The sequence below is a fragment of the Mycolicibacterium nivoides genome (genome assembly GCF_003855255.1).
In the GTDB taxonomy this organism is placed as follows: Bacteria; Actinomycetota; Actinomycetes; order Mycobacteriales; family Mycobacteriaceae; genus Mycobacterium; species Mycobacterium nivoides.
Window position 1 is genome coordinate 1,883,261 of record NZ_CP034072.1, and the last position, 22,267, is coordinate 1,905,527.

Annotated in this window: 18 protein-coding genes and 1 other RNA gene; 7 read left to right on the forward strand and 12 right to left on the reverse strand. The window is 67.8% G+C overall.

From position 1 onward, the window contains the following. Window positions 1-42: 42 nt before the first annotated feature. The 5 genes from EH231_RS08995 to EH231_RS09015 all read right to left on the reverse strand — a co-directional run bounded on the left by EH231_RS08995 (window position 43) and on the right by EH231_RS09015 (window position 9,051). Window positions 43-3,048 carry a bifunctional [glutamine synthetase] adenylyltransferase/[glutamine synthetase]-adenylyl-L-tyrosine phosphorylase gene (locus tag EH231_RS08995; protein ID WP_124712253.1) on the reverse strand — a complete coding sequence of 1,002 codons (3,006 nt, stop codon included), beginning with the start codon at window positions 3,046-3,048 and terminating at the stop codon, window positions 43-45. Between the two features lie 36 nt (window positions 3,049-3,084). Further along, the gene (gene glnA / locus EH231_RS09000) at window positions 3,085-4,425 is read right to left on the reverse strand and encodes a type I glutamate--ammonia ligase (protein ID WP_036449413.1); all 1,341 of its coding nucleotides are present in this window, start codon (window positions 4,423-4,425) and stop codon (window positions 3,085-3,087) included. 51 nt (window positions 4,426-4,476) lie between these two features. Then, window positions 4,477-5,988: an alpha/beta hydrolase gene (locus EH231_RS09005; protein WP_124712254.1), complete on the reverse strand. Its 1,512-nt coding sequence runs from the start codon at window positions 5,986-5,988 to the stop codon at window positions 4,477-4,479. Window positions 5,989-6,076: 88 nt separating this feature from the next. Then, on the reverse strand, window positions 6,077-7,594 hold the full coding sequence (locus EH231_RS09010) for an alpha/beta hydrolase (RefSeq protein WP_241177916.1): 1,518 nt from the start codon (window positions 7,592-7,594) through the stop codon (window positions 6,077-6,079). A gap of 65 nt (window positions 7,595-7,659) precedes the next feature. Next, complete coding sequence (locus EH231_RS09015) at window positions 7,660-9,051, reverse strand: WS/DGAT/MGAT family O-acyltransferase (protein WP_090431303.1); 1,392 nt, start codon at window positions 9,049-9,051, stop codon at window positions 7,660-7,662. A 157-nt stretch (window positions 9,052-9,208) separates the two neighbouring features. Between EH231_RS09015 and panB the strand changes: the two genes are divergently transcribed. Next, window positions 9,209-10,066: a 3-methyl-2-oxobutanoate hydroxymethyltransferase gene (gene panB / locus EH231_RS09020; RefSeq protein WP_124712255.1), complete on the forward strand. Its 858-nt coding sequence runs from the start codon at window positions 9,209-9,211 to the stop codon at window positions 10,064-10,066. Between the two features lie 8 nt (window positions 10,067-10,074). Here the strand turns inward: panB and EH231_RS09025 are convergent, their stop codons facing one another. Then, window positions 10,075-10,506 carry a MarR family winged helix-turn-helix transcriptional regulator gene (locus tag EH231_RS09025; protein ID WP_124712256.1) on the reverse strand — a complete coding sequence of 144 codons (432 nt, stop codon included), beginning with the start codon at window positions 10,504-10,506 and terminating at the stop codon, window positions 10,075-10,077. Between the two features lie 88 nt (window positions 10,507-10,594). Here EH231_RS09025 and EH231_RS09030 point away from each other — a divergent pair, with 88 nt between their 5' ends. Further along, entirely contained in the window at window positions 10,595-11,488 is an 894-nt protein-coding gene (locus tag EH231_RS09030; RefSeq protein ID WP_124712257.1) for an oxidoreductase, read from the forward strand. On the opposite strand, the gene EH231_RS09035 is transcribed toward EH231_RS09030, so the two are convergent. Next, a complete protein-coding gene (locus tag EH231_RS09035) occupies window positions 11,485-12,270 on the reverse strand; it encodes an enoyl-CoA hydratase/isomerase family protein (RefSeq protein WP_124712258.1) in 786 nt (261 codons plus the stop codon). The genes EH231_RS09030 and EH231_RS09035 overlap by 4 nt on opposite strands. A 10-nt stretch (window positions 12,271-12,280) precedes the next feature. Next, a complete protein-coding gene (locus EH231_RS09040; protein WP_124712259.1) occupies window positions 12,281-12,979 on the reverse strand; it encodes a TetR/AcrR family transcriptional regulator in 699 nt (232 codons plus the stop codon). A gap of 162 nt (window positions 12,980-13,141) precedes the next feature. Between EH231_RS09040 and EH231_RS09045 the strand changes: the two genes are divergently transcribed. Continuing rightward, complete coding sequence (locus EH231_RS09045) at window positions 13,142-14,641, forward strand: CYTH and CHAD domain-containing protein (RefSeq protein WP_124712260.1); 1,500 nt, start codon at window positions 13,142-13,144, stop codon at window positions 14,639-14,641. Between the two features lie 704 nt (window positions 14,642-15,345). Next, entirely contained in the window at window positions 15,346-16,218 is an 873-nt protein-coding gene (locus EH231_RS09050) for a DUF6414 family protein (protein ID WP_124712261.1), read from the forward strand. A gap of 637 nt (window positions 16,219-16,855) precedes the next feature. On the opposite strand, the gene rnpB is transcribed toward EH231_RS09050, so the two are convergent. Continuing rightward, an RNA gene (gene rnpB, locus EH231_RS09060) (RNase P RNA component class A) lies at window positions 16,856-17,250 on the reverse strand. A 29-nt stretch (window positions 17,251-17,279) separates the two neighbouring features. On the opposite strand from rnpB, the gene EH231_RS09065 reads away from it, so the two are divergent. Both EH231_RS09065 and EH231_RS09070 read left to right on the forward strand, forming a co-directional pair. Continuing rightward, a complete protein-coding gene (locus tag EH231_RS09065) occupies window positions 17,280-17,732 on the forward strand; it encodes a helix-turn-helix transcriptional regulator (RefSeq protein WP_090431317.1) in 453 nt (150 codons plus the stop codon). 9 nt (window positions 17,733-17,741) lie between these two features. Beyond that, window positions 17,742-18,188: a VOC family protein gene (locus EH231_RS09070; protein WP_090431319.1), complete on the forward strand. Its 447-nt coding sequence runs from the start codon at window positions 17,742-17,744 to the stop codon at window positions 18,186-18,188. Window positions 18,189-18,218: 30 nt separating this feature from the next. Here the strand turns inward: EH231_RS09070 and EH231_RS34700 are convergent, their stop codons facing one another. After that, window positions 18,219-19,769 carry an FAD-dependent oxidoreductase gene (locus EH231_RS34700; protein WP_124712263.1) on the reverse strand — a complete coding sequence of 517 codons (1,551 nt, stop codon included), beginning with the start codon at window positions 19,767-19,769 and terminating at the stop codon, window positions 18,219-18,221. Between the two features lie 48 nt (window positions 19,770-19,817). Here EH231_RS34700 and EH231_RS09080 point away from each other — a divergent pair, with 48 nt between their 5' ends. Beyond that, window positions 19,818-20,399: a type II toxin-antitoxin system RelB family anti-toxin gene (locus EH231_RS09080; RefSeq protein WP_090431322.1), complete on the forward strand. Its 582-nt coding sequence runs from the start codon at window positions 19,818-19,820 to the stop codon at window positions 20,397-20,399. A 1-nt stretch (window position 20,400) separates the two neighbouring features. Here EH231_RS09080 and EH231_RS09085 read toward each other — a convergent pair whose 3' ends face one another. Next, a complete protein-coding gene (locus EH231_RS09085; RefSeq protein WP_124712264.1) occupies window positions 20,401-21,510 on the reverse strand; it encodes a bifunctional RNase H/acid phosphatase in 1,110 nt (369 codons plus the stop codon). Further along, window positions 21,507-22,235 (reverse strand): zinc ribbon domain-containing protein, encoded by a 729-nt coding sequence (locus EH231_RS09090; protein ID WP_090431327.1) that lies wholly within the window; start codon window positions 22,233-22,235, stop codon window positions 21,507-21,509. The genes EH231_RS09085 and EH231_RS09090 overlap by 4 nt, the downstream gene beginning before the upstream one ends. Window positions 22,236-22,267: the final 32 nt, after the last annotated feature.

The following is a 22,267-nucleotide window of genomic DNA, read 5'->3' on the forward strand; positions in this document are numbered from 1 at the left end:
CCTTATTAACACCACCCACTGTGACGTCCCGCACGCGGGGCACTACTCGCCGCCGAAAATCTTCCGGACCACACCCTTCGCCCGCCGCGTCACCCGCAGATAGTTGTCCAGGAACTCCCCGCCGTCGTCGCTGCCCCAGCCGGCCGCCAGGGCCACCGCATTGAGCTGGCGGCCCGGTCCGGGCAACTGGTCGGTGGGCTTGCCGCGCACCAGCACCAGGGCGTTGCGCGCCCGCGTGGCCGTCAGCCAGGCATCGCGTAACAGCGCGACATCGCTCTCGGCGACCAGCTCGGCCGCACCGATCGCGTCGAGGGTCTGCAATGTCGAGGTGTTGTGCAGCGCGGGGAACCTGTGCGCGTAGCGCAGTTGCAGCAGCTGCACGGTCCACTCGATGTCGGCCAGGCCGCCACGGCCCAGCTTGGTGTGCGTGTTGGGGTCCGCGCCGCGCGGGAGACGTTCGGCGTCGACGCGGGCCTTGATGCGGCGGATCTCCTGGACGGTATCGGCCGATACTCCGCCGGCGGGGTAACGGGTCTTGTCGGCCATGAGCAGAAAGCGCTCACCGAGATCCAGATCGCCGGCCACCCGGTGGGCTCGCAACAGCGCCTGGATCTCCCACGGCTGGGCCCACTGCTCGTAATAGGCCGCATACGAGGCCAGCGTGCGCACCAGCGGTCCGTTTCGCCCCTCTGGGCGCAGCCCGGTGTCGACCTCCAGCGGCGGATCGGCGCTCGGCGTCCCCAGCAGGGCCCTGACCTGTTCGGCGATGCTCACCGACCAGCGCACGGCCACAGACTCCTCGACGCCCGAGACGGGTTCGCATACGAAAATCACATCGGCGTCGGAGCCGTAGCCGAGCTCGCCGCCGCCGAGGCGTCCCATCCCGATGACCGCGATGCGCGCGGGCACACCGGATTCCGGTGTGTTGGCCCGGATCACCGCGTTCAGCGCGGCCTCCAGCACCGCGACCCACACCGCGGTCAGTGCCTTGCAGACATCCGTCACGTCGAGCAGGCCCAGCACGTCAGCCGAGGCGATGCGGGCCAGTTCCCGCCGGCGCAGCGTGCGTGCGGCCGCGATGCCGCGCACCGGGTCCGGGTGCCGACCGGCAGAGGCCACGAGTGCGCGAGCCACGCTGTCGGGATCGCCGTCGAGCAGTTTCGGCCCGCTGGGGCCGTCGGCGTACAGCTGGATCACCTCGGGGGCCCGCATCAGCAGTTCCGGGATGTAGGCCGAGGTGCCGAGCACGCGCATCAGCCGCTTGGCCACCGCTCCCTCGTCGCGCAGGGTCGACAGATACCAGCGCTGCTCGGCCAACTCCTCGCTGATCCGGCGGTAGGCCAGCAGGCCGGCGTCGGGGTCCGGCGTGTCCGAGAGCCAGTCCAGCAGCGTCGGCAACAGCACCTGTTGCACCCGAGCACGGCGTCCGCCCTGGCCGGTGAGCGCCGCCAGGTGCGTCAGCGCGCTCTGCGGTCCCTCGTAACCCAGTGCGGCGAGCTGACGTTCGGCCGCCTCGGTGCTCATGCCGGTACCGATACCGACCGCCGGCTGGCCCACCGATTCCAGCAGCGGCTGGTAAAAGAGCTTGGCGTGCAACCGCGACACCCGCATGCTCTGCCGTTTGAGTTCCTCGCGCAGCACCCCCGCCGCGTCGTGGCGTCCGTCGGGGCGCACGTGCGCGGCCCGGGCCAGCCATCGGTAGGCCTCGTCGTCGCTGTCGTCGGGCAGCATGTGGGTGCGCTTGAGCCGCTGCAGTTGCAGCCGGTGTTCGAGCAGCCGCAGGAATTCGTAGGACGCGGTCATGTTGGCGGTGTCGTCGCGACCGATGTAACCGCCCTCGCCGAGGGCCGCCAGCGCATCGACGGTGGACGCCACATGCAGTGAGTCGTCGTTGCGTCCGTGCACCAATTGCAGGAGCTGGACGGCGAATTCGACGTCACGCAGGCCGCCGGTGCCGAGCTTGAGCTCGCGGGCCCGTACCCCGGCCGGGACGAGTTCCTCGACGCGGCGACGCATCGCCTGCACCTCGGGAACGAAATCCTCACGCTCGCAAGCGGTCCACACCATGGGCATCAGGGCATCGATGTAGGCCTTGCCGAGTTCGGCGTCGCCCGCGGCGGGACGCGCCTTGAGCAGTGCCTGGAATTCCCAGGTTTTCGCCCAGCGCTGGTAGTAGGCGACATGGGAGTCCAGCGTCCGGACCAGTTGGCCGCGTTTGCCTTCCGGGCGCAACGCGGCATCGACCTCGAAGAAGGCATCGGCGGCGAATCGCATCATCTCGCCGGCCACCCGGGTTGCGGTCGCCAGGTTGTCGTCGCCATCTCCGTCCGGGACGGGCTCCCCCACGAAGATGACGTCGACGTCGCTGACGTAATTGAGCTCGCGCGCACCGCATTTACCCATGGCGACGACGGCCAGCCGGGGCTCCACCCCGTCCTCACACACGACCCTGGTGGCCACCGTCAGGGCGGCACCCAGTGCGGCGTCGGCCAGATCGGACAGGTGAGCGGCGACCTCGACGAACGGCAGCACCGGCTCGTTCTCGACGGTCGAGGCCACGTCGAGCGCGGCCAGGACCAACAGGTGGTCACGGTAGAGATCTCGCAGCGCGGGCACGGCACTGCTTGTGCCCCTGTCGATCTCGGCATTGCGGGCGGCAGCGGTGAAGACGCGGTGCAGCTCCTCGACACCGGGGAGTACGACGTCGCCGATCAACAACCGCCACGACTGCGGGTGGGCGACGACGTGGTCACCGAGGGCCAGGGATGATCCCAACACACCGAACAGCCGGCCCCGCAAGGCCCGGTCGGTCAGCAGTTGGCGGTTGAGCTCGTCCGCGTCCGCCCCCAGCGCATCGGCCAGTCGCACCATGGCCAGCAGCGCTACGTCGGCGTCGGGAGCGCGCGACAGCGACCACAGCAACTCGACGTACGCCTCGGTGTTCCAGCCGAGCTGTTCGAGGTGGGCCGACGCCTGCGGATGGACCAGACCGAGCCGACCGACGCTGGGCAGTTTCGGGCGATCGGTTGCAGGCTTGGGCACGTTCACGACGGTAGCGCACGAAGCTCGGGCGCCGCCCCCGACTCAGAGCGACAGGTAGTTCTTCAGCTCGTAGGGCGTGACGTGGCTGCGGTAGTTCTCCCACTCCGCGCGCTTGTTGCGCAGGAAGTAGTCGAATACGTGCTCCCCCAACGCTTCCGCCACGAGCTCGGAGTTCTCCATGGCTTCCAGCGCGTTGCCCAGGCTGGACGGCAGCTCGCGGTAGCCCATGGCGCGCCGCTCCTCGGGCGTCAGGCTCCACACGTTGTCCTCGGCCTGCGGGCCGAGGACATAGCCCTTCTCGACGCCGCGCAGACCGGCGGCCAGCAGGACCGCGAAGGTCAGGTACGGGTTGCATGCCGAGTCGGGGCTGCGGACCTCGACGCGCCGCGACGACGCCTTGCGCGGGGTGTACATCGGGACCCGCACCAGCGCCGAGCGGTTGGCCGCGCCCCACGAGGCGGCGGTGGGTGCCTCGCCGCCGTGCACCAGACGCTTGTAGGAGTTCACCCACTGGTTGGTGACCGCACTGATCTCGCTGGCGTGCTCCAGGATGCCCGCGATGAAGGACTTGGCCACATCGGACAGCTGCAGCGGGTCGTCGGGGCTGTGGAAGGCGTTGGTGTCGCCCTCGAACAGGCTCATGTGCGTGTGCATGGCCGAGCCGGGGTGCTCGCCGAACGGCTTGGGCATGAACGACGCCCGCACGCCGTCGGCCAGGGCGACCTCCTTGACCAGATACCGGAAGGTCATCACGTTGTCGGCCATCGACAGCGCGTCGGCGTAGCGCAGGTCGATCTCCTGCTGGCCGGGCGCGCCCTCGTGGTGGCTGAACTCCACCGAGATGCCCATCTGCTCCAGCGCCTCGATGGCGTGGCGGCGGAAATTCGGGGCCGAATCGTGCACGGCCTGGTCGAAATAGCCGCTGTTGTCGGCAGGCACGGGCACCGACCCGTCGTCCGGGCCGGGCTGCAGCAGGAAGAACTCGATCTCGGGGTGCACGTAGCAGGTGAAGCCCAGGTCGCTGGCCTTGGCCAGCTGGCGGCGCAGCACGTGCCGGGAGTCGGCCCACGACGGTGAGCCGTCCGGCATGGTGATGTCGCAGAACATGCGGGCCGAGTAGTGCTTGCCCGCGCTGGTGGTCCAGGGCAGCACCTGGAAGGTGGACGGGTCAGGCCGGGCGACGGTGTCGGATTCCGAGACGCGGGCGAAGCCCTCGATCGAAGAGCCGTCGAAACCGATGCCCTCCTCGAAGGCGCCTTCGAGCTCGGCGGGGGCGATCGCTACCGATTTGAGGTAGCCGAGGACGTCGGTGAACCACAACCGAACGAACCGGATATCGCGTTCCTCCAGGGTGCGCAGCACGAATTCCTTCTGGCGGTCCATGCCCGCAGCGTAGGCATCGGCTGTTAAATCTGTGTTACAGCCCTGGAAGACTTAGCAGGAGAGGTCGCCCGGGGAGGTTCCGTTGACGAAGAAACCCAGCACGGCGGTGTCCACGCAGGCGTCCCCGTTGAACACCACGGTGTGTTGGGTGCCGCGGAAGGAGATCAGGGACGCGCCCATTTGCCGGGCCAAGTCCACGCCGGCCTGATACGGCGTGGCGGGGTCTCCGGTGGTGGACACCACCACGACCTTGCCCGGTCCGGGCCCGGTGACCGGGTGCGGCGCAGAGGTCGCGGGAACCGGCCACAGGGCGCAGATGTCGCGGGGCGCGTATCCGGTGAACTCGCCGTAGGCCATGAACGGTGCCTCGGCGCGGATTCGCTGATCCGCGTCGGCCCACACCGCCGGGTCGGTCGGGAACGGCGTGTCGACGCAGCGGATCGCGGTGAAGGCGTCCTGCATGTTCTTGTAGTGACCGTTTTCGTCGCGGCGCCAGTAGTCGTCGGCGAGCAGCAGCAGGTCACCGGCGTCGGTGCCGCGCGTCAACCCGAGCAGCCCGCTGGTCAGGTAGGGCCAGTACCGCGCCGAGTAGAGGGCGTTGCCGGTACCGGTGATCGCGTCGGCGTAGCCGAGTCCGCGCGGGTCCGAGGTGGTGGCCGGCGTCGTCGTCAGCGGATCCACCAGTCCCTTGAACCGGCCGACGAACTGCGCCGGATCGGTGCCCAGCGGGCAGTCTGCCGATTGCGCGCAGTCCGCGGCGTAGGTGTCGAAAGCCCTCTGGAAGCCGGCGAGCTGGCGGATGTTCTTGGTGACGGGATCCAGGCTGGGGTCGATCGCCCCGTCGAGCACCATGGTGCGCACCCGGTCGCCGAACTGTTCGGCGTACGCGCCGCCGAGTTCGGTGCCGTAGGAGAAGCCCAGATAGTTGATCTGGTCTTCCCCCAGCGCGGCCCGCACCGCATCCATGTCCCGCACCGCCGAGGCGGTGCCCACGTTGGCCAGGAACGGTGCGCCCATGCGGTCCAGGCACTGCTGGGCGAACTGACGGTAGACGTCTTCGATGTGGGCCACCCCGGCCTGGCTGTAGTCGGTCAGCGGCTCGCGGCGATAGGCGTCGATCTCGGCGTCGGTGCGGCAACGCAGCTCCGGGGTGGAATGCCCGACACCGCGCGGGTCGAAGCCGACGAGATCGAAATGGTCGGTGAGTGGTGAGCCGGCCAGCGCGGCGCCCATGCCGGCGACCGTGTCCACCGCCGAGGCGCCTGGGCCGCCGGGGTTGATGAACAAGGCGCCGATCCGGTCACCGGTGGCCGGTATCCGGATGACCGCCAATTGCGCTTGCGCGCCTTGAGGATCCGGGGAATTCCAGTCCAGCGGTACCGGGACGGTGCTGCATTGTGCGGTCGGGATCGCGGCCGGATTCTGCACCCAGCTGGCGCAACTCCCCCATTCCGGCCCCGATTCCGGAGCAGCCTGCGCGACCGGGCAGACCACGGCGGTGGCACCGAGCAGCACCGCCGCCAAAAATCGTCCCGCCCCGCCCGCCCACCACACGGCAGTCATGGTCGCACGGCGGTCGGTACCGGGTCTGTGCCTGAGGCCGACCAGAGATCGGCCGGAGACCATCCGGTGACCTTTCCGGCCGGATCGGTCAGCAGCGGGTCCCGGGCGGCGGCACCGTCACGTCGACGAGGTAGGTGGCGGCGATGTCGTCGATGCACTTGTTTCCCTGGAACACCACGGTGTGCTGGGTGCCCTCGAAGGTCACCAGGGTGCCGCCGAGCTGACGGGCCAGGTCGACACCGGCCTGGTACGGCGTCGCCGGGTCGTTGGTGGTCGACACGATCAACGTCGGGGGCAGCCCCTTCACCGAGATCTCGTGCGGCTTGCTGGTCGGCGGCACCGGCCAGAACGCGCAGGTGCCCAGCGGGGCGTGCCCGGTGAATTCGCCGTAGCTCATGAACGGCGCCACCTCGCGGGCCCGTCGGTCCTCGTCGACGACGGTGGCTCGGTCGGTGATGGCCGGCTTGTCCACACAGTTGACCGCGACGCGCACGTCGGTCGAATTGTTGTAGTGGCCCTTGGCATCCCGGCCCATGTAGAGGTCGGCCAGCGCCAGCATCACATCGCCGTTGCCGTTCTTCAGCCCGGTCAGGCCCTCGGTCAGGTGCCGCCACAGATTCGGCGAGTACAGCGGCAGGATGGTGCCCACGGTGGCGTCGCTGTAGCTCAGCCCGCGCGGATCCCGCGTCTTGGCCGGATGTTCCACCAGCGGGTCGACCAGGCTCTTGTACACCTCGACGGCCTTGGCCGGATCCGTGCCCAGCGGGCAGTCGGGGTTCTTGGTGGCGCAGTCGGTGGCGTAGTCGTCGAAGGCCTTCTGGAATGCCGCGGCCTGACGGATGTCCTCTTCGACCGGATCCGCATTGGGGTCGACGGCGCCGTCGAGGATCATCGCGCGGACCTTGTCCGGGAACTGCTCGGCGTAGGTCGCACCGATGCGGGTGCCGTAGGAGTAGCCCAGGTAGGTCAGCTTGTCGTCGCCGAGCGCGACCCGGATCGCGTCGAGATCCTTGGCGACGTTCTCGGTGCCGACGTTTTCCAGGAACTCTTTGCCCATCTTGTCGACGCAGCGCTGGACGAAGTCCTTGGTTTCCTTCTCCAGGTGCTCGACGCCTTCCGGGGTGTATTCCACCGTCGGATCGGCGCGCAGCCGGTCGTTGTCCTCGTCAGAGTTGCACCACACCGCGGGGGTCGAGGACCCGACGCCGCGCGGGTCGAACCCGACGATGTCGAAGCGGTCCTTGACCGACTGCGGCAGGCCGGACAGCAGGGAGACGGCTGATTCGACCCCGGACTCGCCGGGGCCGCCGGGGTTGATCACCAGCGAGCCGATCTTCTGGCCCGCGGCCGGGAAGCGGATCATCGCCAGGCGGGCGATCTCACCCTCTGGCTTTGAGTAGTCGACCGGCACCGACAACAGCCCGCATTCGGCGTTGTCGGGGATTTGCACGTGGTCACCCGAACCGGCGTTGCACGGGAGCCATTGCACCGGCGTGCCGGGCCGTGGGACCGCTATCTGTGCTTCCCCGTCGACCACCTGGGTGCAGCCCGCCGCGGCGACCGCCGTCGCCGCCAGCAGCGCGCCGAACCTCATCCTGAACTTCATGGCTGACCATGCTGCCATGGCACGACATCGCCGCAGGCCCGGCCTGGTCGCGACGCGCGGTGGCACTATCGGGTAGCGGCGAGGAGTTCTTCGAGCGCCACGTGGAAATCGTCGGCCATGTCCCACAGGTCAGGCAGCAGATCCGGGCAGGACATGATGCCGACGTCGAGCATGCCGGTCAGCGACATCACGGTGATGTTGAGACCCGATCCGTGGAAGATCGGGCCCAGCGGGTACATGGCCTTGACCTCACAGCCCAGCATGTACAGCGGCTCCTGCGGCCCGGGCACGTTGGAGATGACGAGATTGTGGACCGGTTTGGCCCCGGACAGCCGGCTGGCCGCGTACACCCGCATCGCGGCGCCGAACACCGCAGGCGCGGCGAACTGTGTCCAGTCCTGGAGCAGCGTCGCACCGATCGCGGAACTGTGTTGCTTGGCAACCGAATTCGACGCGGCGATGGCCATCAGCCGCTGGGCCGGATCGTCGATGTTGGTTTCGAGCTTGGAGAACATCCCCGACACCTGATTGCGCCCGGGCCGGTCGGAACGGTCGTGCACGGACACCGGCACCATCGCGACCAGGGAGCTGTCCGGTAGTTCGCCGCGGTCGTGCAGGAAGGTACGCAGGACGCCGGACACCAGCGCCATCACCACGTCGTTGACCTTGACGTCGAAGTGGTTCTTGACGGTCTTGATGTCCTCGAGATCCAGCTGGGCGAATGCGACGCTGCGCTGACCGGTGATGTTGGTGTTGAACGCGGTCTTCGGTGCATTGAACGGGGCGGCCATCGCCTGGCCGTTGAAGGCCCGGCGCACGGTATCGATGACGGTGCTCGCAGTGGAGGGCAGCACGTTGGCCAGCTTCAGTGGGCGGGCCGCGAACCTGAGTGCACCGCTGATGGCGATCTCTGCGCCGGTGGCGCCGCCCACCCCGTCGACCGGCTCCGGCGGCGGTGCGTCCGCCTCGGTGGTGCACAACTGCGACATCAGGTTGGCACCGGTCACCCCGTCCACGCCGGAATGGTGCACCTTGGTCATCAGCGCCAACCGGCCGCCCGCATGGGCATCGGTGCCCGCCACGTTCTCGATGACCCACATCTCCCACAGCGGCCGAGTCCGGTCCAGCGGCAGCGAGGCGATGTGGCCGCAGATCTCGGACAGCTCGGCCCGCCCGCCGGGGGCGGGTAGGCCGATCCGGTGCAGGTGCCGGTTGACGTCAAAGTCCTTGTCTTCCACCCGCACCGGATGGTCGAGATTGAACCGGCTGTCGGCCAGTTTCTCCCGGAATTGCGGCATCGCCTTGATGGTCAGCGCCAGCGCGTCACGCAAGCGGTCGAACGTGTAGCCGCCCGGCATGGTCGAGGTATCCAGTTCGAGCACCGAGCACACGTGCATCGGCTGCGCCGCGGTTTCGAGGTACAGGAAACTGGCGTCGAGTCCGCTGAGCCGTTGCATGCCGCTGATGTTAGGTCCCGACGCTGAAACTGTGAGGAAATCCACTCGAACGTCGCTTTTGCCTTCATTCCCCGCGGTGGCAGACTGGCAGAGTCCGTCGAACCCGGGGACCGCAACGCGGCCTCGAGGATCGAACCGACCATCACAAGGGACGACGATGTCTGAACAGTCTGTTTATGGTGCTTCCGGAACCGCCGCAGAGTCGGCGGAGTCCAAGCCACGTACCAAGGTCCGCACGCTCACGCTGCAGAAATGGAAGTCCGAAGGGCACAAGTGGGCGATGCTCACCTGTTACGACTACTCCAGCGCGCGCGTGTTCGACGAGGCCGACATTCCGGTGCTGCTCGTCGGCGACTCGGCGGCAAACGTCGTGTACGGCTACGACACGACCGTGCCGATCACGATCGACGAGCTGATCCCGTTGGCCCGCGCGGTCGTCAAGGGCGCCCCGCATGCGCTGGTCATCGCCGACCTGCCGTTCGGCAGCTATGAGAGCAGTCCGGCCCAGGCACTGGCCACCGCGACCCGCTTCATGAAGGAGACCGGCGCGCAGGCGATCAAGCTCGAGGGCGGCGAGCGGATGGCCGATCAGATCGCGACGCTGTCGGCCGCCGGCATCCCGGTGGTGGCGCACATCGGCTTCACCCCGCAGAGCGTGAACGGGCTGGGCGGGTTCCGCGTCCAGGGTCGGGGTGACGCAGCCGAGCAGACGATCCACGACGCGATCGCCGTGCAGGAAGCCGGTGCGATCGCGGTGGTGCTGGAAATGGTGCCCGCCGAGTTGGCGACCCAGATCACCGGCAAGCTGACGATCCCCACGGTCGGCATCGGCGCCGGCCCCAATTGCGATGCCCAGGTGCTGGTCTGGCAGGACATGGCCGGACTCACCAGCGGCAAGACCGCGAAGTTCGTCAAGCGTTTCGCTGACGTGGGCGGCGAACTGCACCGCGCGGCAGCGCAGTACGCCCACGACGTGGCGACCGGGGTTTTCCCGGCCGAAGAGCACAGCTATTGATGTCGGCTTCAGGCCAGCGCGTCACCGAGTTTGACGAGTAACCGGGTCAGCGCTGTCTTGTCCTCACTGGTGAGGCCGGCGAACATCTCGTGTGCAGCGGCGATGTAGTCGGCCCGCCAGTGTCGGGCTTGCTCCTGCCCCTCGGCTGTCGTCGTCAATCGCACTGCCCGGCGGTCGTTTTCATCGGGTGCACGGACTACCAGCCCTTCCCGCACCAGAGCCTCGACGAGGGTTGACGCGGTGGCTTGGGTGATACCGACGGCCCTGGCCACCTCGGCTGAGCGGACCGGTTGCATCCGTTCGATCTCGGCGAGCAGCTTGGACCGTGGGGTCGACACCCCACGGTCGCCGAGGCGCTCGTCGAATGCGCGGACAACGGACTTGGCAGCGCGCCCGAAGGCATCGGCCAGTTCCGCCGCGCTCCGTTGCTCGTCGTTCACGACGGTTCTCCTCTGATTCGTTGACAGAGAATATCAGTGCTCATATAGTTTGATCTCATATAGTTAGAGATCTAACGAAAGGTCCGCCATGACCTCCCCACAGACATTCTCGCTAGGGTCGCTGGTCGTCCGACGTGTCGGATTCGGCGCCATGCAGTTGCCCGGGCCCGGAGTGTTCGGCCCGCCGCGTGACCACGACCAGGCGCTCGCGGTGTTACGCCGCGCGGTCGAACTCGGTGTCGACCACATCGATACCGCCCAGTTCTACGGGCCGGATGTCGCCAACGAACTCATCCGGGAGGCGCTGTACCCCTACCCGCAGAACCTGGCTCTTGTCACCAAGGTCGGTGGCAGGCGCGACGCCCAGGCCAACTGGCTGCCGGCGCAGCAACCCGCCGAACTGCGGCACAGCATCGAAGAGAACCTGCGCACCCTGGGGGTCGACCAGCTTGCCGTGGTGAACCTGCGGCTTTTCGGGGGCGACATCGGAGGTCCCGCCGAGGTCGACCACGGGTTGTTCGAGCAGCAACTGGACACCCTGATCACGGCTCGCGACGAAGGCCTCATCGCCGGCATCGGGCTGAGCAGCGCCTCACGCGAGCATGTTGAGATCGCGCTGGAGCGCACCGAGATCGCCTGCGTGCAGAACGCCTACAACCTCGCCGACCGCACCTCGCAGCCCGTGCTCGACCTGTGCATCGAACGCGACATCGCCTTCGTCCCGTTCTTTCCGCTGGGTTCGGCGTTCGCCGCGGACAATCCGGTCCTGGGCCATCCGACGATCCGGCGGGTGGCCACCGAACTGGGCCGTACGCCGGCGCAGATCGCGTTGGCGTGGACGTTGAATGTCGCGCCGAACGTGCTGCTGATTCCCGGGACGTCCTCGGTTGCCCACCTGGAGGAGAACCTGGCCGTCGCAGATATCGAGCTGCCGGCTGATCTCACCATCGAACCGGCTGCTGCCGGCCCGGCGGCCGGCTAGGCGAACTCGGGCCGGCGCTTGCCCAGGAACGCGTCGACGCCTTCGCGGCCGTCGGCGGAGTTGGCCCGCTCGGCGATGAACCGGCCTTCGGCTGCCATCTGCTCTTCGAGGCTGTTCTTGAACGAGGACACCAGCAGCGACTTGACCGCGCCGTTGGATCCACCGGAGCCTGCCGCGACTTCCTCGGCCAGTTTCGTGGCCCGGGCGGCCAGGTCGTCGCCGGCGACAACCTCGGTGATCAGTCCCCAGTCCAGCGCCTCGGCGGCCGAGAGCGTGCGGTTGGTCAGGATGAGCTCCTGCGCCCGGCGCAGTCCGACCAGTCGCGGCAGGTGGTAGGACGCGCTGCCGTCGGGGCTCAGCCCGACCTTGGTGTAGGCCATGGTGAAGGTGGCCGATTCGGCGGCCAGCACCAGGTCGCCGGCCACCGCGAGGCTGAAACCGGCGCCGGCGGCGGTGCCGTTGACCGCGGTGATCAGCACGGCGTCCATCCGGGCGAACGACGAGATGGCCTGGTGCAGGTCGTCGGCGACGCCCTTGATGAACCGGCCGCGGTCGGGCGCGGTGGCGAACGACTTCAGGTCGCCGCCCGCGCAGAAGAATCGGCCCGCACCGGTCAGCACCACGGCCTTGGTACCGGGCGTGTCGCAGCGCCGGGCGGCGTCGGCCAGTTCGCGAGTCATGGTGTCGTTCATGCCATTCGCGGCATCCGGGCGGTTCAGCGTGATGTGCGCGACGGCGCCGGACTGCTCGAACGAGATGGCTTCATAGGTGGGCTCGGTCACGGCCCGAACTCTAGCGGGCCGGGGTTTGCGGTGGCCGCAGCCCCAGCCGGGCGGCGGTGGCGTCCTCCAACGGGCCGAAATCGCCGTCGAACCCGAGGATCCGCAGCGCCCCCTCCCCGATCGCCCAGGGCTGCGCGGGCGCGCTCTCGACATCGTCGGAACGGCTGTTGACCACCGATTCCACCAATCGGAACGGCAGGTCAGCGGCGTCGGGCGGACCTGCGCATTCGGTGATCACCGCCTCCGACAGCCTCCGGTACACCTCCCGCAGCTCGGCGCGGCGGCGGCGGAACGGTTCGAACCGGTCGGTGCGCAGCTCGGGAAGCAGATACAGGGCACCCAGATTCCACCGGCCCGCGCACAGCTGATGCGCATCGGCGACCGCGAGCGTGTGCAGGTGCTGCGCCGCCGGCCCCGCGCTGTCGAGCAGCTCGGCGCCCAGGCGAAGGGCATCGTCGACGGTGCCGGCCAGCAACGCGTCGAGAATGTCGTCCTTGGTCGCGAAATGGTGATACAGCGAGGCTTGCCGGACCCCGACTTCGTCGGCGATGCGCCGCGTCGAGGTGCTGGCGTAGCCGTGGGTGGTGAACAGCTCGGCGGCGGCATCGAGAATCTGTTCACGGGCAGTCGCGCCCGGTCGGCGTGGCCGCTCCAGCCGCGGGCGTCCGCGCCCGGCAGCGGCGTTCGCCGGTGTCGTCTCAGCCGCCATGTCAGCAACAGTAGGAGACTCCCACCGACATCACCGACAGCGCGGTGGGGACAGCGGCAAGTCTTGATGTTGCTGTGACCGGACACCGGTCGTGACACCCACCTGGATATGGCACGCTGGTCCCATCCGATCTCCCGCCTCCGGTGCACAGCGAAGGTGACTATGGCCCCCGGCAAATCCAAGACCGCGAGGTACACCGAAATCGAGCGGAAGTTCGCGGTCACCGAGAACACCGTCTCGCCGTCGTTCGAGGGGCTGTCGGCCATCGCCGAGGTCGCACGCGTGGAAACCCAGCACCTGGATGCGGTGTACTTCGACACCCCGAATCGCGACCTTGCCGCGCACCGCATCACGCTGCGGCGCCGCACCGGCGGCAGCGACGCGGGCTGGCACCTGAAGCTTCCGGCCGGCGTCGACACCCGCACCGAGGTCCGCATGCCGCTGGGCACAGCAACCGACACCGTGCCCGAGGATCTGCGCGACATCGTGCTTGCGATCGTCCGGGACCGGCCGCTGTCCCCGGTGGCCCGGATCAGCACCGAGCGCAACGTGGCGGTGCTGCGCGGAGCCGACGGCGTCGGCCTGGCCGAGTTCTGCGACGACCGGGTGACCGCTTCGGTCACCGGCGAGGTAGCCGATGCACAGAGCTGGCGGGAGTGGGAGCTGGAGCTGCTCACCGCCGATGTGCCCGACGACCTGATGGACCGGCTGTCGAACCGGCTGGCGGATGCCGGCGCGGAACCGGCAGGGCACGGTTCGAAGCTGGCCAGGGTGCTCGGAACGGATGCGGCCCCGGCTCCTGCTCCCCCTGCCGATCCGGTGCACCGGGCCATCGCCGAGCAGATCGAGGCGCTGCTGGTGTGGGACCGCGCGGTCCGCGCGGACGCCTACGACTCGGTACATCAGATGCGGGTGACCACCCGCAAGATCCGGAGTCTGCTGCAGGAGTCCAAGGGCGCCTTCGGCCTCGACGACGACGGCTGGGTACTCGACGAGCTGCGCGCGCTGGCCGCGGTGCTGGGTGTGGCCCGCGATGCCGAGGTGCTGGCCGAGCGCTATCAGCGCGCGCTCGACGAGATGCCCGCCGAGCTGGTCCGCGGACCCGTTCGCCAGCGGCTGGTCGAGGGCGCCAACCGCCGCTACACCGCGGGCTGGCGGCGTTCCCTGCTGGCGATGCGCTCGGAGCGCTACTTCCGGCTGCTGGACGCGCTCGAGGAGCTGGTGCGTGCCGAGCAGCCGGAATCCGCCGACGCTGCAACGAAATCGGTGAACATCGACGCTGCGTACAAGAGGGTTCGCAAGGCCGCCAAGACCGCTGCCGCGGCCGACAGCGATGCCGAGGCCAGTGCCGAGGAGAAGGACGAGGCGCTGCACCGAATTCGCAAGGGCGCCAAGCGGCTTCGCTACACCGCGGCGGCCACCGGAGCGGAGAAGGTCTCCGAGCGCGCCAAGACCATCCAGACGTTGCTGGGCGACCATCAGGACAGCGTGGTGAGCAAGGCTCATCTGAGCACCCAGGCGGATGCCGCACATGCCGCGGGCGAGGACACCTTCACCTACGGGCTGCTGTATCAGCAGGAGCACGACACCGCCCAGGAGTCTCGGGCGCAGCTGCAGGATGCACTCAAGAAGCTGGACAAGGCGGTGCGCAAGTCCCACTAGGGACCTGGGCCGGTTGCGGAGCGAGGGCGAACGAGCTCACCGCGTCACGAACCTGCAGGTGATCGAGAGTTGTACCTGTTCACACCGTTGTTGAGCTTGCTGTAGACGGACCGCAGACGGCCGTAGAGTGCTATGCGGGGATCGCCATTGCGTTGGTATCCATTGTGGTACCGCTCCTCCGCTCGCGGTGGCAACGGATCGAAGCCCGATGCCACCACAACAACCACCGCATCGGCGGCCGACACCATTCCCCGCATATCGCCGGTTCCGATCCCGGTCCCCACGAGCGCACGCGCGCCGCACCCCGCACGCACAGGACGGCCTGATGCGAGGAAGCACCCGCCCGCGCGGATCGTCGGCATGATCAACGCCGCCTTCACGAATGACGAGCACCTCGAAAAAACGCGAACGGTTACGAGCCGGTCTGGCATGGTCATCATCGGCGGCAACATCGTCCACCCGACGGGTGCACGAGTATCAAGCGCGGACTCGTGGGTGATGTCCGGCAGGTCGGTCCATGAGTTAGGCAGTGATGCCCGGAGGCACGCCCTTCTGATAGACGGCCGCGGCATCATCCCGGCAGCGCCTCGAACGACTCGCCACCCGCGCTCCCTAGACATTCTCTAGGCCAGTTCGCTATTGGCGAAATGGCAACCGGCATGTCGCGGGACAGCATCCGGCACTGTCGGCAGTAGCGTCGCGCTATGGCGATCTACCACTCACCGTCGAACAAAGTGCATCGAGGTTTCGCCTACCTCGACGACGAGACGGTCATCAACAGCCTTTCGGCCGTCGAGTCCGGAAAGATCGACGAAGTCGTGGCGAAAGTGAATTCAGCCCGTGAAGGTGGCTTCGGCGGCGGGGTCAGCATTTATGGCGCAAAGGTCGACGGTGCCAAAAAATCCACATCAGCTTTTGAGGAGGAGATGGTGCGGACGCGCACCAGGTTTTCGATCTTTGAGCTTTGGTATCAGAGTCTCCGGGAAGGTAAGGCCCTCGGGAGTTTCGACGGGTGGGGACCAGCCGCACTGGACGGAGTGAAATCCGGTGACACGGTGGAATTTCGCGCGCACCTCGAAGCCGCGCCGATACAAACACTCCTACGTCTTTATCTGTGGTTTGCCGATAAGGCGAAATCCCAAGGCCATTTCTTCAGCCAGAAGGGCGAGGAACTGAAGACCACGAAAGAAACCGAAAGAATCATCAGCATGATCCTCGCTCAGGACCAACAAAACGATGAAGACCAAGAGATCATTGTCGAAGCAGTGCCACTAGGTGATGCCGGTCCTGGTATCGCTATGCCAATTAAGAAGAAGTGGGTAATCGGCAATCTCGGACGGTTCGGAGGCGAGTATACGGTAGTCGCACAAGTCGACCGTCTAATTGCGTCTAACGACGAACTGCCCGCGCTCCGATTGACGCACGACGTCGCCGCCACACCGTTAGAGATCGACACGCTGAAAACAGCATTGGACGCGTTCAAGGAGTCGGCGGAATCATTTGGTCTTGATCTTGCGGACGCGGCGACGATTAAGGGTCCGGCGTTATGGCTTGAGCCCATCGCGGTCTTTCGCTGACGAGGTACCGCCGACACACGACCAGCTGGACGTGTTGGGACGCATTGAGAGATGCGCGGCCATACGCTAGCGGCCCGGTACGGGGATGTGGGACTGCGAGCGTTTCGGCGTCACGGTCGACCGCGTGCGGTTCCTCGAAAGCGCGGTGAAGTGGGCCGGCAGCCGATTACGTTACAGGTACAGGCCGCGATGTTGGGGCCGCCGAAGACGCAAGCGAGCAACTGGACGGTCCCGCTCCCCAGGATGGTCGTAGAGGCCCGCGGCACACCTCGCGGCATTTCCCGCAAAACCCGAACAGGCTTGTTTCCCCTCTTTGGGAAGCCGATCACCCGGCAGTCGTTCGGATGCAAGTGGCGGTTGGCAGTCGAGACGGCGGCGCTCCCGACCGGAACCGGGTTCCACCCACTTCGCCACTACAACGCGAGCCTGCCAATCCGGCCAGGCGAGAGCGTGAAATCTGTCCAGGCCGGGCTCGGACACGCGAGCGCGGTCGAAACCCTGGGCACAGACAGCCACCTCGGCCTGACTCCGAACTCCGAACGTGGGACGCGATTGATTCGGTCCTCGGATCTACTGCGGACGCACTGACGACGACATCCGCTCAGGCGCGCTAGACGCACAGATCATCCGGCTGGGGCGAACGAGCTGGCCTCTAAGCCGGATTCTGTGCCTGGCCCTCCTGTTACCAGGAGGGCCAGTGGCGACCATCCATCTGGACACACCGTCGCCGGGTGCCTCAAGCGGCCTACCCGCAGGCTCGGGCGAGCAGCCCTCAGGCGCCTGCGCGACCGCAACCAGGTTGCGGCCTTCTTGGCCTTGCTTCGGGTGGGGTTTGCCTAGCCACCCCGGTCACCCGGGGTGCTGGTGCGCTCTTACCGCACCGTTTCACCCTTACCATTTCTGGCGGTCTGTTTTCTGTGGCACTTTCCCGCGAGTCACCTCGGATTGCCGTTAGCAATCACCCTGCTCTGTGAAGTCCGGACTTTCCTCGACCCCGGTTTCCACCGGTGCCGCGGCCGCCCAGCCAACTCGTTCGCGCTGATCACCGTACCCTTAATCGCATGGTCCAGGTGCCACCGGCACGATATTTGCTCCGTGCGAAGGATCTCGCGGACGCCCGTTACGCGGATCCGATCACCGTCGACGACCTCGCGGCGGCCGCCGGATTGTCCCGAGCGCACTTCAGCCGGATGTTCACCCGCACCTTCGGTGAGTCTCCCCGTGCCTACCTGCAGAGTCGGCGCCTCGAGCGGGCCGCGGCACTGCTGCGCAACACCGACCGTTCGGTCGCCGACATCTGCGTGATGGTCGGCCTGCAGAGCGTCGGCTCGTTCACCACGAATTTCGCGCGGGCGTACGGCAAGCCCCCGGCCGCCTACCGGGCGAGCCTGCCGCCGGCCATGCTCCGCGCCCCGGTGCCCAGTTGCATCCTGGCGCGCGACACCCGGCGTCCCCACGCCGGCCGGCCCAAGACAGCACAAACGGAGAAGACGGCCGGACCGGACCGCACGTAGCGTCGTGCCATGATGAAAATCGCATACACGCACTTGTGGGTTCACGATCAGGAAGTCGCGCTGAAATTCTGGACCGAGAAGGTGGGAATGGAAGTGCGCGAAGATGTTTCGTTCCCCGAAGAGATGGGCGCATTCCGGTGGCTCACGGTCGGCCCGCCCGGACAAGACGAGGTCGGCATCGTGCTGATGGCCGTGCCCGGCGAGCCCGTGATGGATGAGCAGACGCAGAAGCAGGTCCAGGACCTGACCGCAAAGGGCTTCGCCGGCACGGTGTTTCTGACCACCGAGGACTGCCAGAAGAGCTACGACGAGCTGACCGCGCGCGGCGTCGAGTTCACCGAACCGCCGAACCAGATGCCCTACGGCATCGATTCCGGCTTCCGTGATCCGTCGGGCAACAGCATCCGGCTGACGCAGCGCACGGACATCCCCGCCACGGCATCTGGCACCGCATAGCCACTGGCCTGCGGCGGCGGGGGCTGCCCGTCAACGCCGCCGCAGCACCATCACGTTGTCGATCAGGATGCCGGGCTGCCCGTCGGGCCCCGTCGCCTCCCGCTCGTCGGTTCCCACCCGGATCCGTTCCCATTCCGCGTCATCGAGGTTCAGTGAATCGACGACGTCATCGGCGCTGGGGAAGGCGAACTTCCGGACATGCTCGGGGGCCCAGGGCGGGGCGGCACCGTGATCGACGATGACCAGCAGGCCGCCGCCGGCCACCGCGCCGGCGGCACGGCGCAGCAACGCGGCGCGGTCCATGGCGATCGGTGACTGCAGGAATTGGGCCGACACCAGGTCGAAGCGGCCGGACGGCAGGCTCTCGGACAGATCGTGGCGCTCGAACGTGATGCGGTCCGCCACGCCTCGTTCCCGCGCCTCGGACGCGGCCCGCGCGAGCGCGGTGTCGGAGACGTCGACACCCGTCACCTGCCAGCCCCGCTCGGCCAGCCAGACGGAGTCACCGCCCTCGCCGCAGCCGAGATCCAGCGCCCTGCCCGCCGGCAGGTCCGCGGCGATCTTGGCCAGTTGGGCGTTGACCCGTCCACTCCAGATGCGGCCCCGCTGCCCGTAATGCCGCTCCCAGTACTGGGCGGTGACGGCCGTTTGGGCGGGCCACGGCGGCACCGGGAGCCCGACGTCTTCACCGAGCAGGTGCTGCACGACGGCGGCGCCGGCCTGGCTGCCCGATGCCACCGCCGTGGCCACCTGCGGCATCTGGGCACCCAGGTCCCCCGCGGCGAACAGTCCGGGCACCGAGGTGCGGGCGAACGCGTCGACGACGAGGGCGTCCGCGGCGATCGGCCCGGGAGCAGACACGGCACCGAGTTGCGCCGCCAGCGGCGAACGTTGATGCAGGGTGGCAGCGACGAGCGCCCCACGCCTGGCCAGTCGGGTGCCGTCGGTGAACTCGACGGCCCCCAGTTCGCCGTCGTGTGCGACGAAGCGGGCGATCAGACGCTCGTCGACGCTGATTCCGGCCGCGTCCAGCTGCTTGACCTGAGCGTCGTCCAGCCCGGTGTCCCCATTGGTGAGGACCACCAGATCCTCGGTCCAGCCGCGCATCATCAACGCCGAGTGCACGGCACGGTCACCCTGGGCGATCACCGCGACCGGCGCGTCGCGCATCTCCCAGCCGTGGCAGAACGGGCAGTGGAAAACCGAAGCACCCCACAGCTCTTCGAGCCCGCCGATGTTCGGCCCCCGGTATTCCATTCCGGTGGCCAGCAGCACCGTCCTGGCCTGCTCGCGGGTTCCGTCGGCCAGCTCGAGCGCGAATCCCGGCTCCCCGCGCACGACTTCACCCGTGCGCACCTCCACCGTGGGGTAGGCGGCCAACTCGGCGCGGCCGGCGGCATAGAGGTCGGCGGGCGGACGGCCGTCGCTGCCCAGCAGGCCGCCGATTCCGTGTGCGGCCAGGTTGCTCTGATTCCCCGCGTCGACCAGCAGTACCCGTCGCCGGGCCCGGCCCAGTACCAGCGCCGCACTCAGACCGGCCGCCCCGCCTCCGACGATGACGCAATCCCAGATGTTTTCCATGCCTTCGAGCTTGCCCAATCACATGGCAAAGTGCCAAGCTGTTTTGCCATGGAGGCAAACGCTGCCGAACCCGCCGACATCGACGCCCTCGTCCGCGGTCGCCTGCGGGAGTTGCGGGCCCAACGGGGGCTCACCCTGGAAGACGTCGCGCGCCGCGCCCAGATCGACGTGTCGACACTGAGCCGGTTGGAATCGGGCAAGCGCCGACTGGCCCTGGACCACCTACCCCGGTTGGCCGCCGCCCTGTCGGTGACCACCGACGAGTTGCTGCGCGCGCCGCAGGCAGAGGACCCCCGGGTCACCGGCAGCTCACACACCCACCACAACATCACGTATTGGCCGTTGACCCGGCAGGGCCCGGCGGCCGGGTTGCACGCCTACAAGATCCGGATCAGCGCGAAGCGCCGCAAGCCTCCCGCCGAATTCCCCGTCCACGAAGGACGCGACTGGATGTACGTGCTGTCCGGACAACTGCGCCTGATCCTGGGCGAGCAGGACTTCGTCGTCAATCCCGGTGAGGCCGTGGAATTCTCGACCTGGACACCGCACTGGTTCGGGGTGGTCGACGGACCGGTCGAGGCGATCACCATCTTCGGTCCGCACGGCGAGCAACTACACCTGCACGCCTGACCTACAGGTACGCGGTCTGGTTGACCAACCGGACCGAAGATCCTCCGTCGGCGTAGAACTCGGCGATCGACAGCGATGCCAGGTCCAGATGCAGCCGGTACAGGATTCCCTCGCCGGCATCGAGCGCCAGCCGCAGGATCGTCTTGATCGGGGTCACGTGGGAGACCACCAGAACCGTCGCCTCGCCGTACTCGGAGATGATCCGGGTGCGGGCCCGGCGGACCCGATGGGCCACCGCGTCGAAGCTCTCGCCCCCGGGTGGCTCGACGCTCGTGTCCTGCAGCCAGCGCCGGTGCAGTTCCGGATCCCGTTGCGCGGCTTCGGCGAACGTGAGCCCTTCCCAATCGCCGAAGTCCGTCTCGATCAGGTCGTCGTCGACGCGGACATCAACGCCGAGCGCCTTGGCCGCAGCTGTCGCCGTCTCATACGCCCGCTCCAGCGGCGAGGTGACCACCGCCGCAACGCCGCCGCGTGCACCGAGATAGCGCGCGGCAGCGTCGGCCTGCCTGCGCCCCTCCTCGGTCAGCGCCGGGTTGCCGCGCCCCGAATACCGGCGGGCGATCGACAATTCGGTCTGACCGTGACGCAACAGCAACAGCCGGGTGGGTGCCCCGGTGGCACCCGTCCACCCAGGTGCCGACGGTGCGGCCTGCTCTGCCTGGACGGGTTGTTTGGCCGGTTCGACGGCGGGCGTGTCGCTGACGATGCCCGCGGCCGCGTCCATGGCCTCGTTCGCCAGCCGGTCGGCGTGGCTGTTGCGTTCCCGCGGGATCCACGCGTAGCTGACCCGTTCGAAACCAGCGGCAAGTTCGGCAGCCCGGCGCTGCAGAGGAATCAGATCGGGATGCTTGACTTTCCAGCGCCCCGACATCTGTTCCACGATGAGTTTGGAATCCATCGACACCGCCACCTCGGCAGCCCCCAGCTCGGTGGCGGCCTCCAAACCGGCGATCAGTCCGCGATATTCGGCCACGTTGTTGGTGGCCCGGCCGATCGCTTCCTTGCGCTCGGCCAGCACCGCGTCGTGGTCGGCGTCGAGCACGACGGCGCCGTAGCCCGCCGGTCCGGGATTGCCCCGGGAGCCGCCGTCTGCTTCGACAAGTACCTTCACTGCTTGATCCGCAAGAGGATTGCCCCGCACTCGGGGCAACGCAGCACGTCGTCCTCAGCGGCCGCGGCGATCCGGGCGCTCTCCCCGCGGTCGATCTCGATCCGGCAGGCGCCGCAGCGCCGGCCCTGGAGCAGCCCGGCCCCCGCGCCGCCCCGGGCCCGCTGACGTTCGTAGACACTGACCAGTTCGGGATCGATGACGCTCACCAGCCCGTCGCGGCGAGTCACGGCCTGATGCTTGGCCTGGTCGATCTCCACCAGCGCGGCATCCCGGGCCCGCTGCGCCGCGGACAGAGCGGTCTGCAGGTCGTCGATGCGTTGCAGCGCCTCGGCCTGCTGATTCGACAGTTCCTCGCGCCGTTCCATGAGCTCCAGCAGCGAGTCCTCCAGGCTGGATTGCCTGCGCTGCAACGTTTCCAGTTCGTGCTGGATCTCGGCGACCTGTTTGGCGCCCACCGTGCCGCCGTCGATCAGCCCGCGGTCGCGGTCCTCACGCTGACGTACCGAGTCGATCTCGCTCTCAAGCTTGGTCACCTGGGCTTCCAGGTCTTCCAGCGCGATGCCGAGGACGCCTACCCCGTCGCTGGCCGCGGCGTGCGCGGCCTGCGCCTCGTCCACCTGCTGCTGTTCGGCCAGGTTCTTGGCGCGGTGCGCCAGGCGCCCGAGTTCGGCATCGACCTCGGTCAGCGCGAGAAGCGAACGTTGTTGTTTTACTTCGGCTTTCATGCCCTGACTTTCATGTAGCTGTGGTTTCCTGC

What these genes read in the sequence shown, in the direction of transcription:
- glnA (WP_036449413.1), bottom strand. Translation starts at nt 4,425, where the DNA reads ATGGACCGCCAGAAGGAATTCGTGCTGCGCACCCTGGAGGAACGCGAT.
- EH231_RS09005 (WP_124712254.1), bottom strand. Translation starts at nt 5,988, where the DNA reads ATGACTGCCGTGTGGTGGGCGGGCGGGGCGGGACGATTTTTGGCGGCG.
- EH231_RS09010 (WP_241177916.1), bottom strand. Translation starts at nt 7,594, where the DNA reads ATGAAGTTCAGGATGAGGTTCGGCGCGCTGCTGGCGGCGACGGCGGTC.
- EH231_RS09015 (WP_090431303.1), bottom strand. Translation starts at nt 9,051, where the DNA reads ATGCAACGGCTCAGCGGACTCGACGCCAGTTTCCTGTACCTCGAAACC.
- panB (WP_124712255.1), top strand. Translation starts at nt 9,209, where the DNA reads ATGTCTGAACAGTCTGTTTATGGTGCTTCCGGAACCGCCGCAGAGTCG.
- EH231_RS09030 (WP_124712257.1), top strand. Translation starts at nt 10,595, where the DNA reads ATGACCTCCCCACAGACATTCTCGCTAGGGTCGCTGGTCGTCCGACGT.
- EH231_RS09040 (WP_124712259.1), bottom strand. Translation starts at nt 12,979, where the DNA reads ATGGCGGCTGAGACGACACCGGCGAACGCCGCTGCCGGGCGCGGACGC.
- EH231_RS09045 (WP_124712260.1), top strand. Translation starts at nt 13,142, where the DNA reads ATGGCCCCCGGCAAATCCAAGACCGCGAGGTACACCGAAATCGAGCGG.
- EH231_RS09050 (WP_124712261.1), top strand. Translation starts at nt 15,346, where the DNA reads ATGGCGATCTACCACTCACCGTCGAACAAAGTGCATCGAGGTTTCGCC.
- EH231_RS09065 (WP_090431317.1), top strand. Translation starts at nt 17,280, where the DNA reads ATGGTCCAGGTGCCACCGGCACGATATTTGCTCCGTGCGAAGGATCTC.
- EH231_RS09070 (WP_090431319.1), top strand. Translation starts at nt 17,742, where the DNA reads ATGATGAAAATCGCATACACGCACTTGTGGGTTCACGATCAGGAAGTC.
- EH231_RS34700 (WP_124712263.1), bottom strand. Translation starts at nt 19,769, where the DNA reads ATGGAAAACATCTGGGATTGCGTCATCGTCGGAGGCGGGGCGGCCGGT.
- EH231_RS09080 (WP_090431322.1), top strand. Translation starts at nt 19,818, where the DNA reads ATGGAGGCAAACGCTGCCGAACCCGCCGACATCGACGCCCTCGTCCGC.
- EH231_RS09090 (WP_090431327.1), bottom strand. Translation starts at nt 22,235, where the DNA reads ATGAAAGCCGAAGTAAAACAACAACGTTCGCTTCTCGCGCTGACCGAG.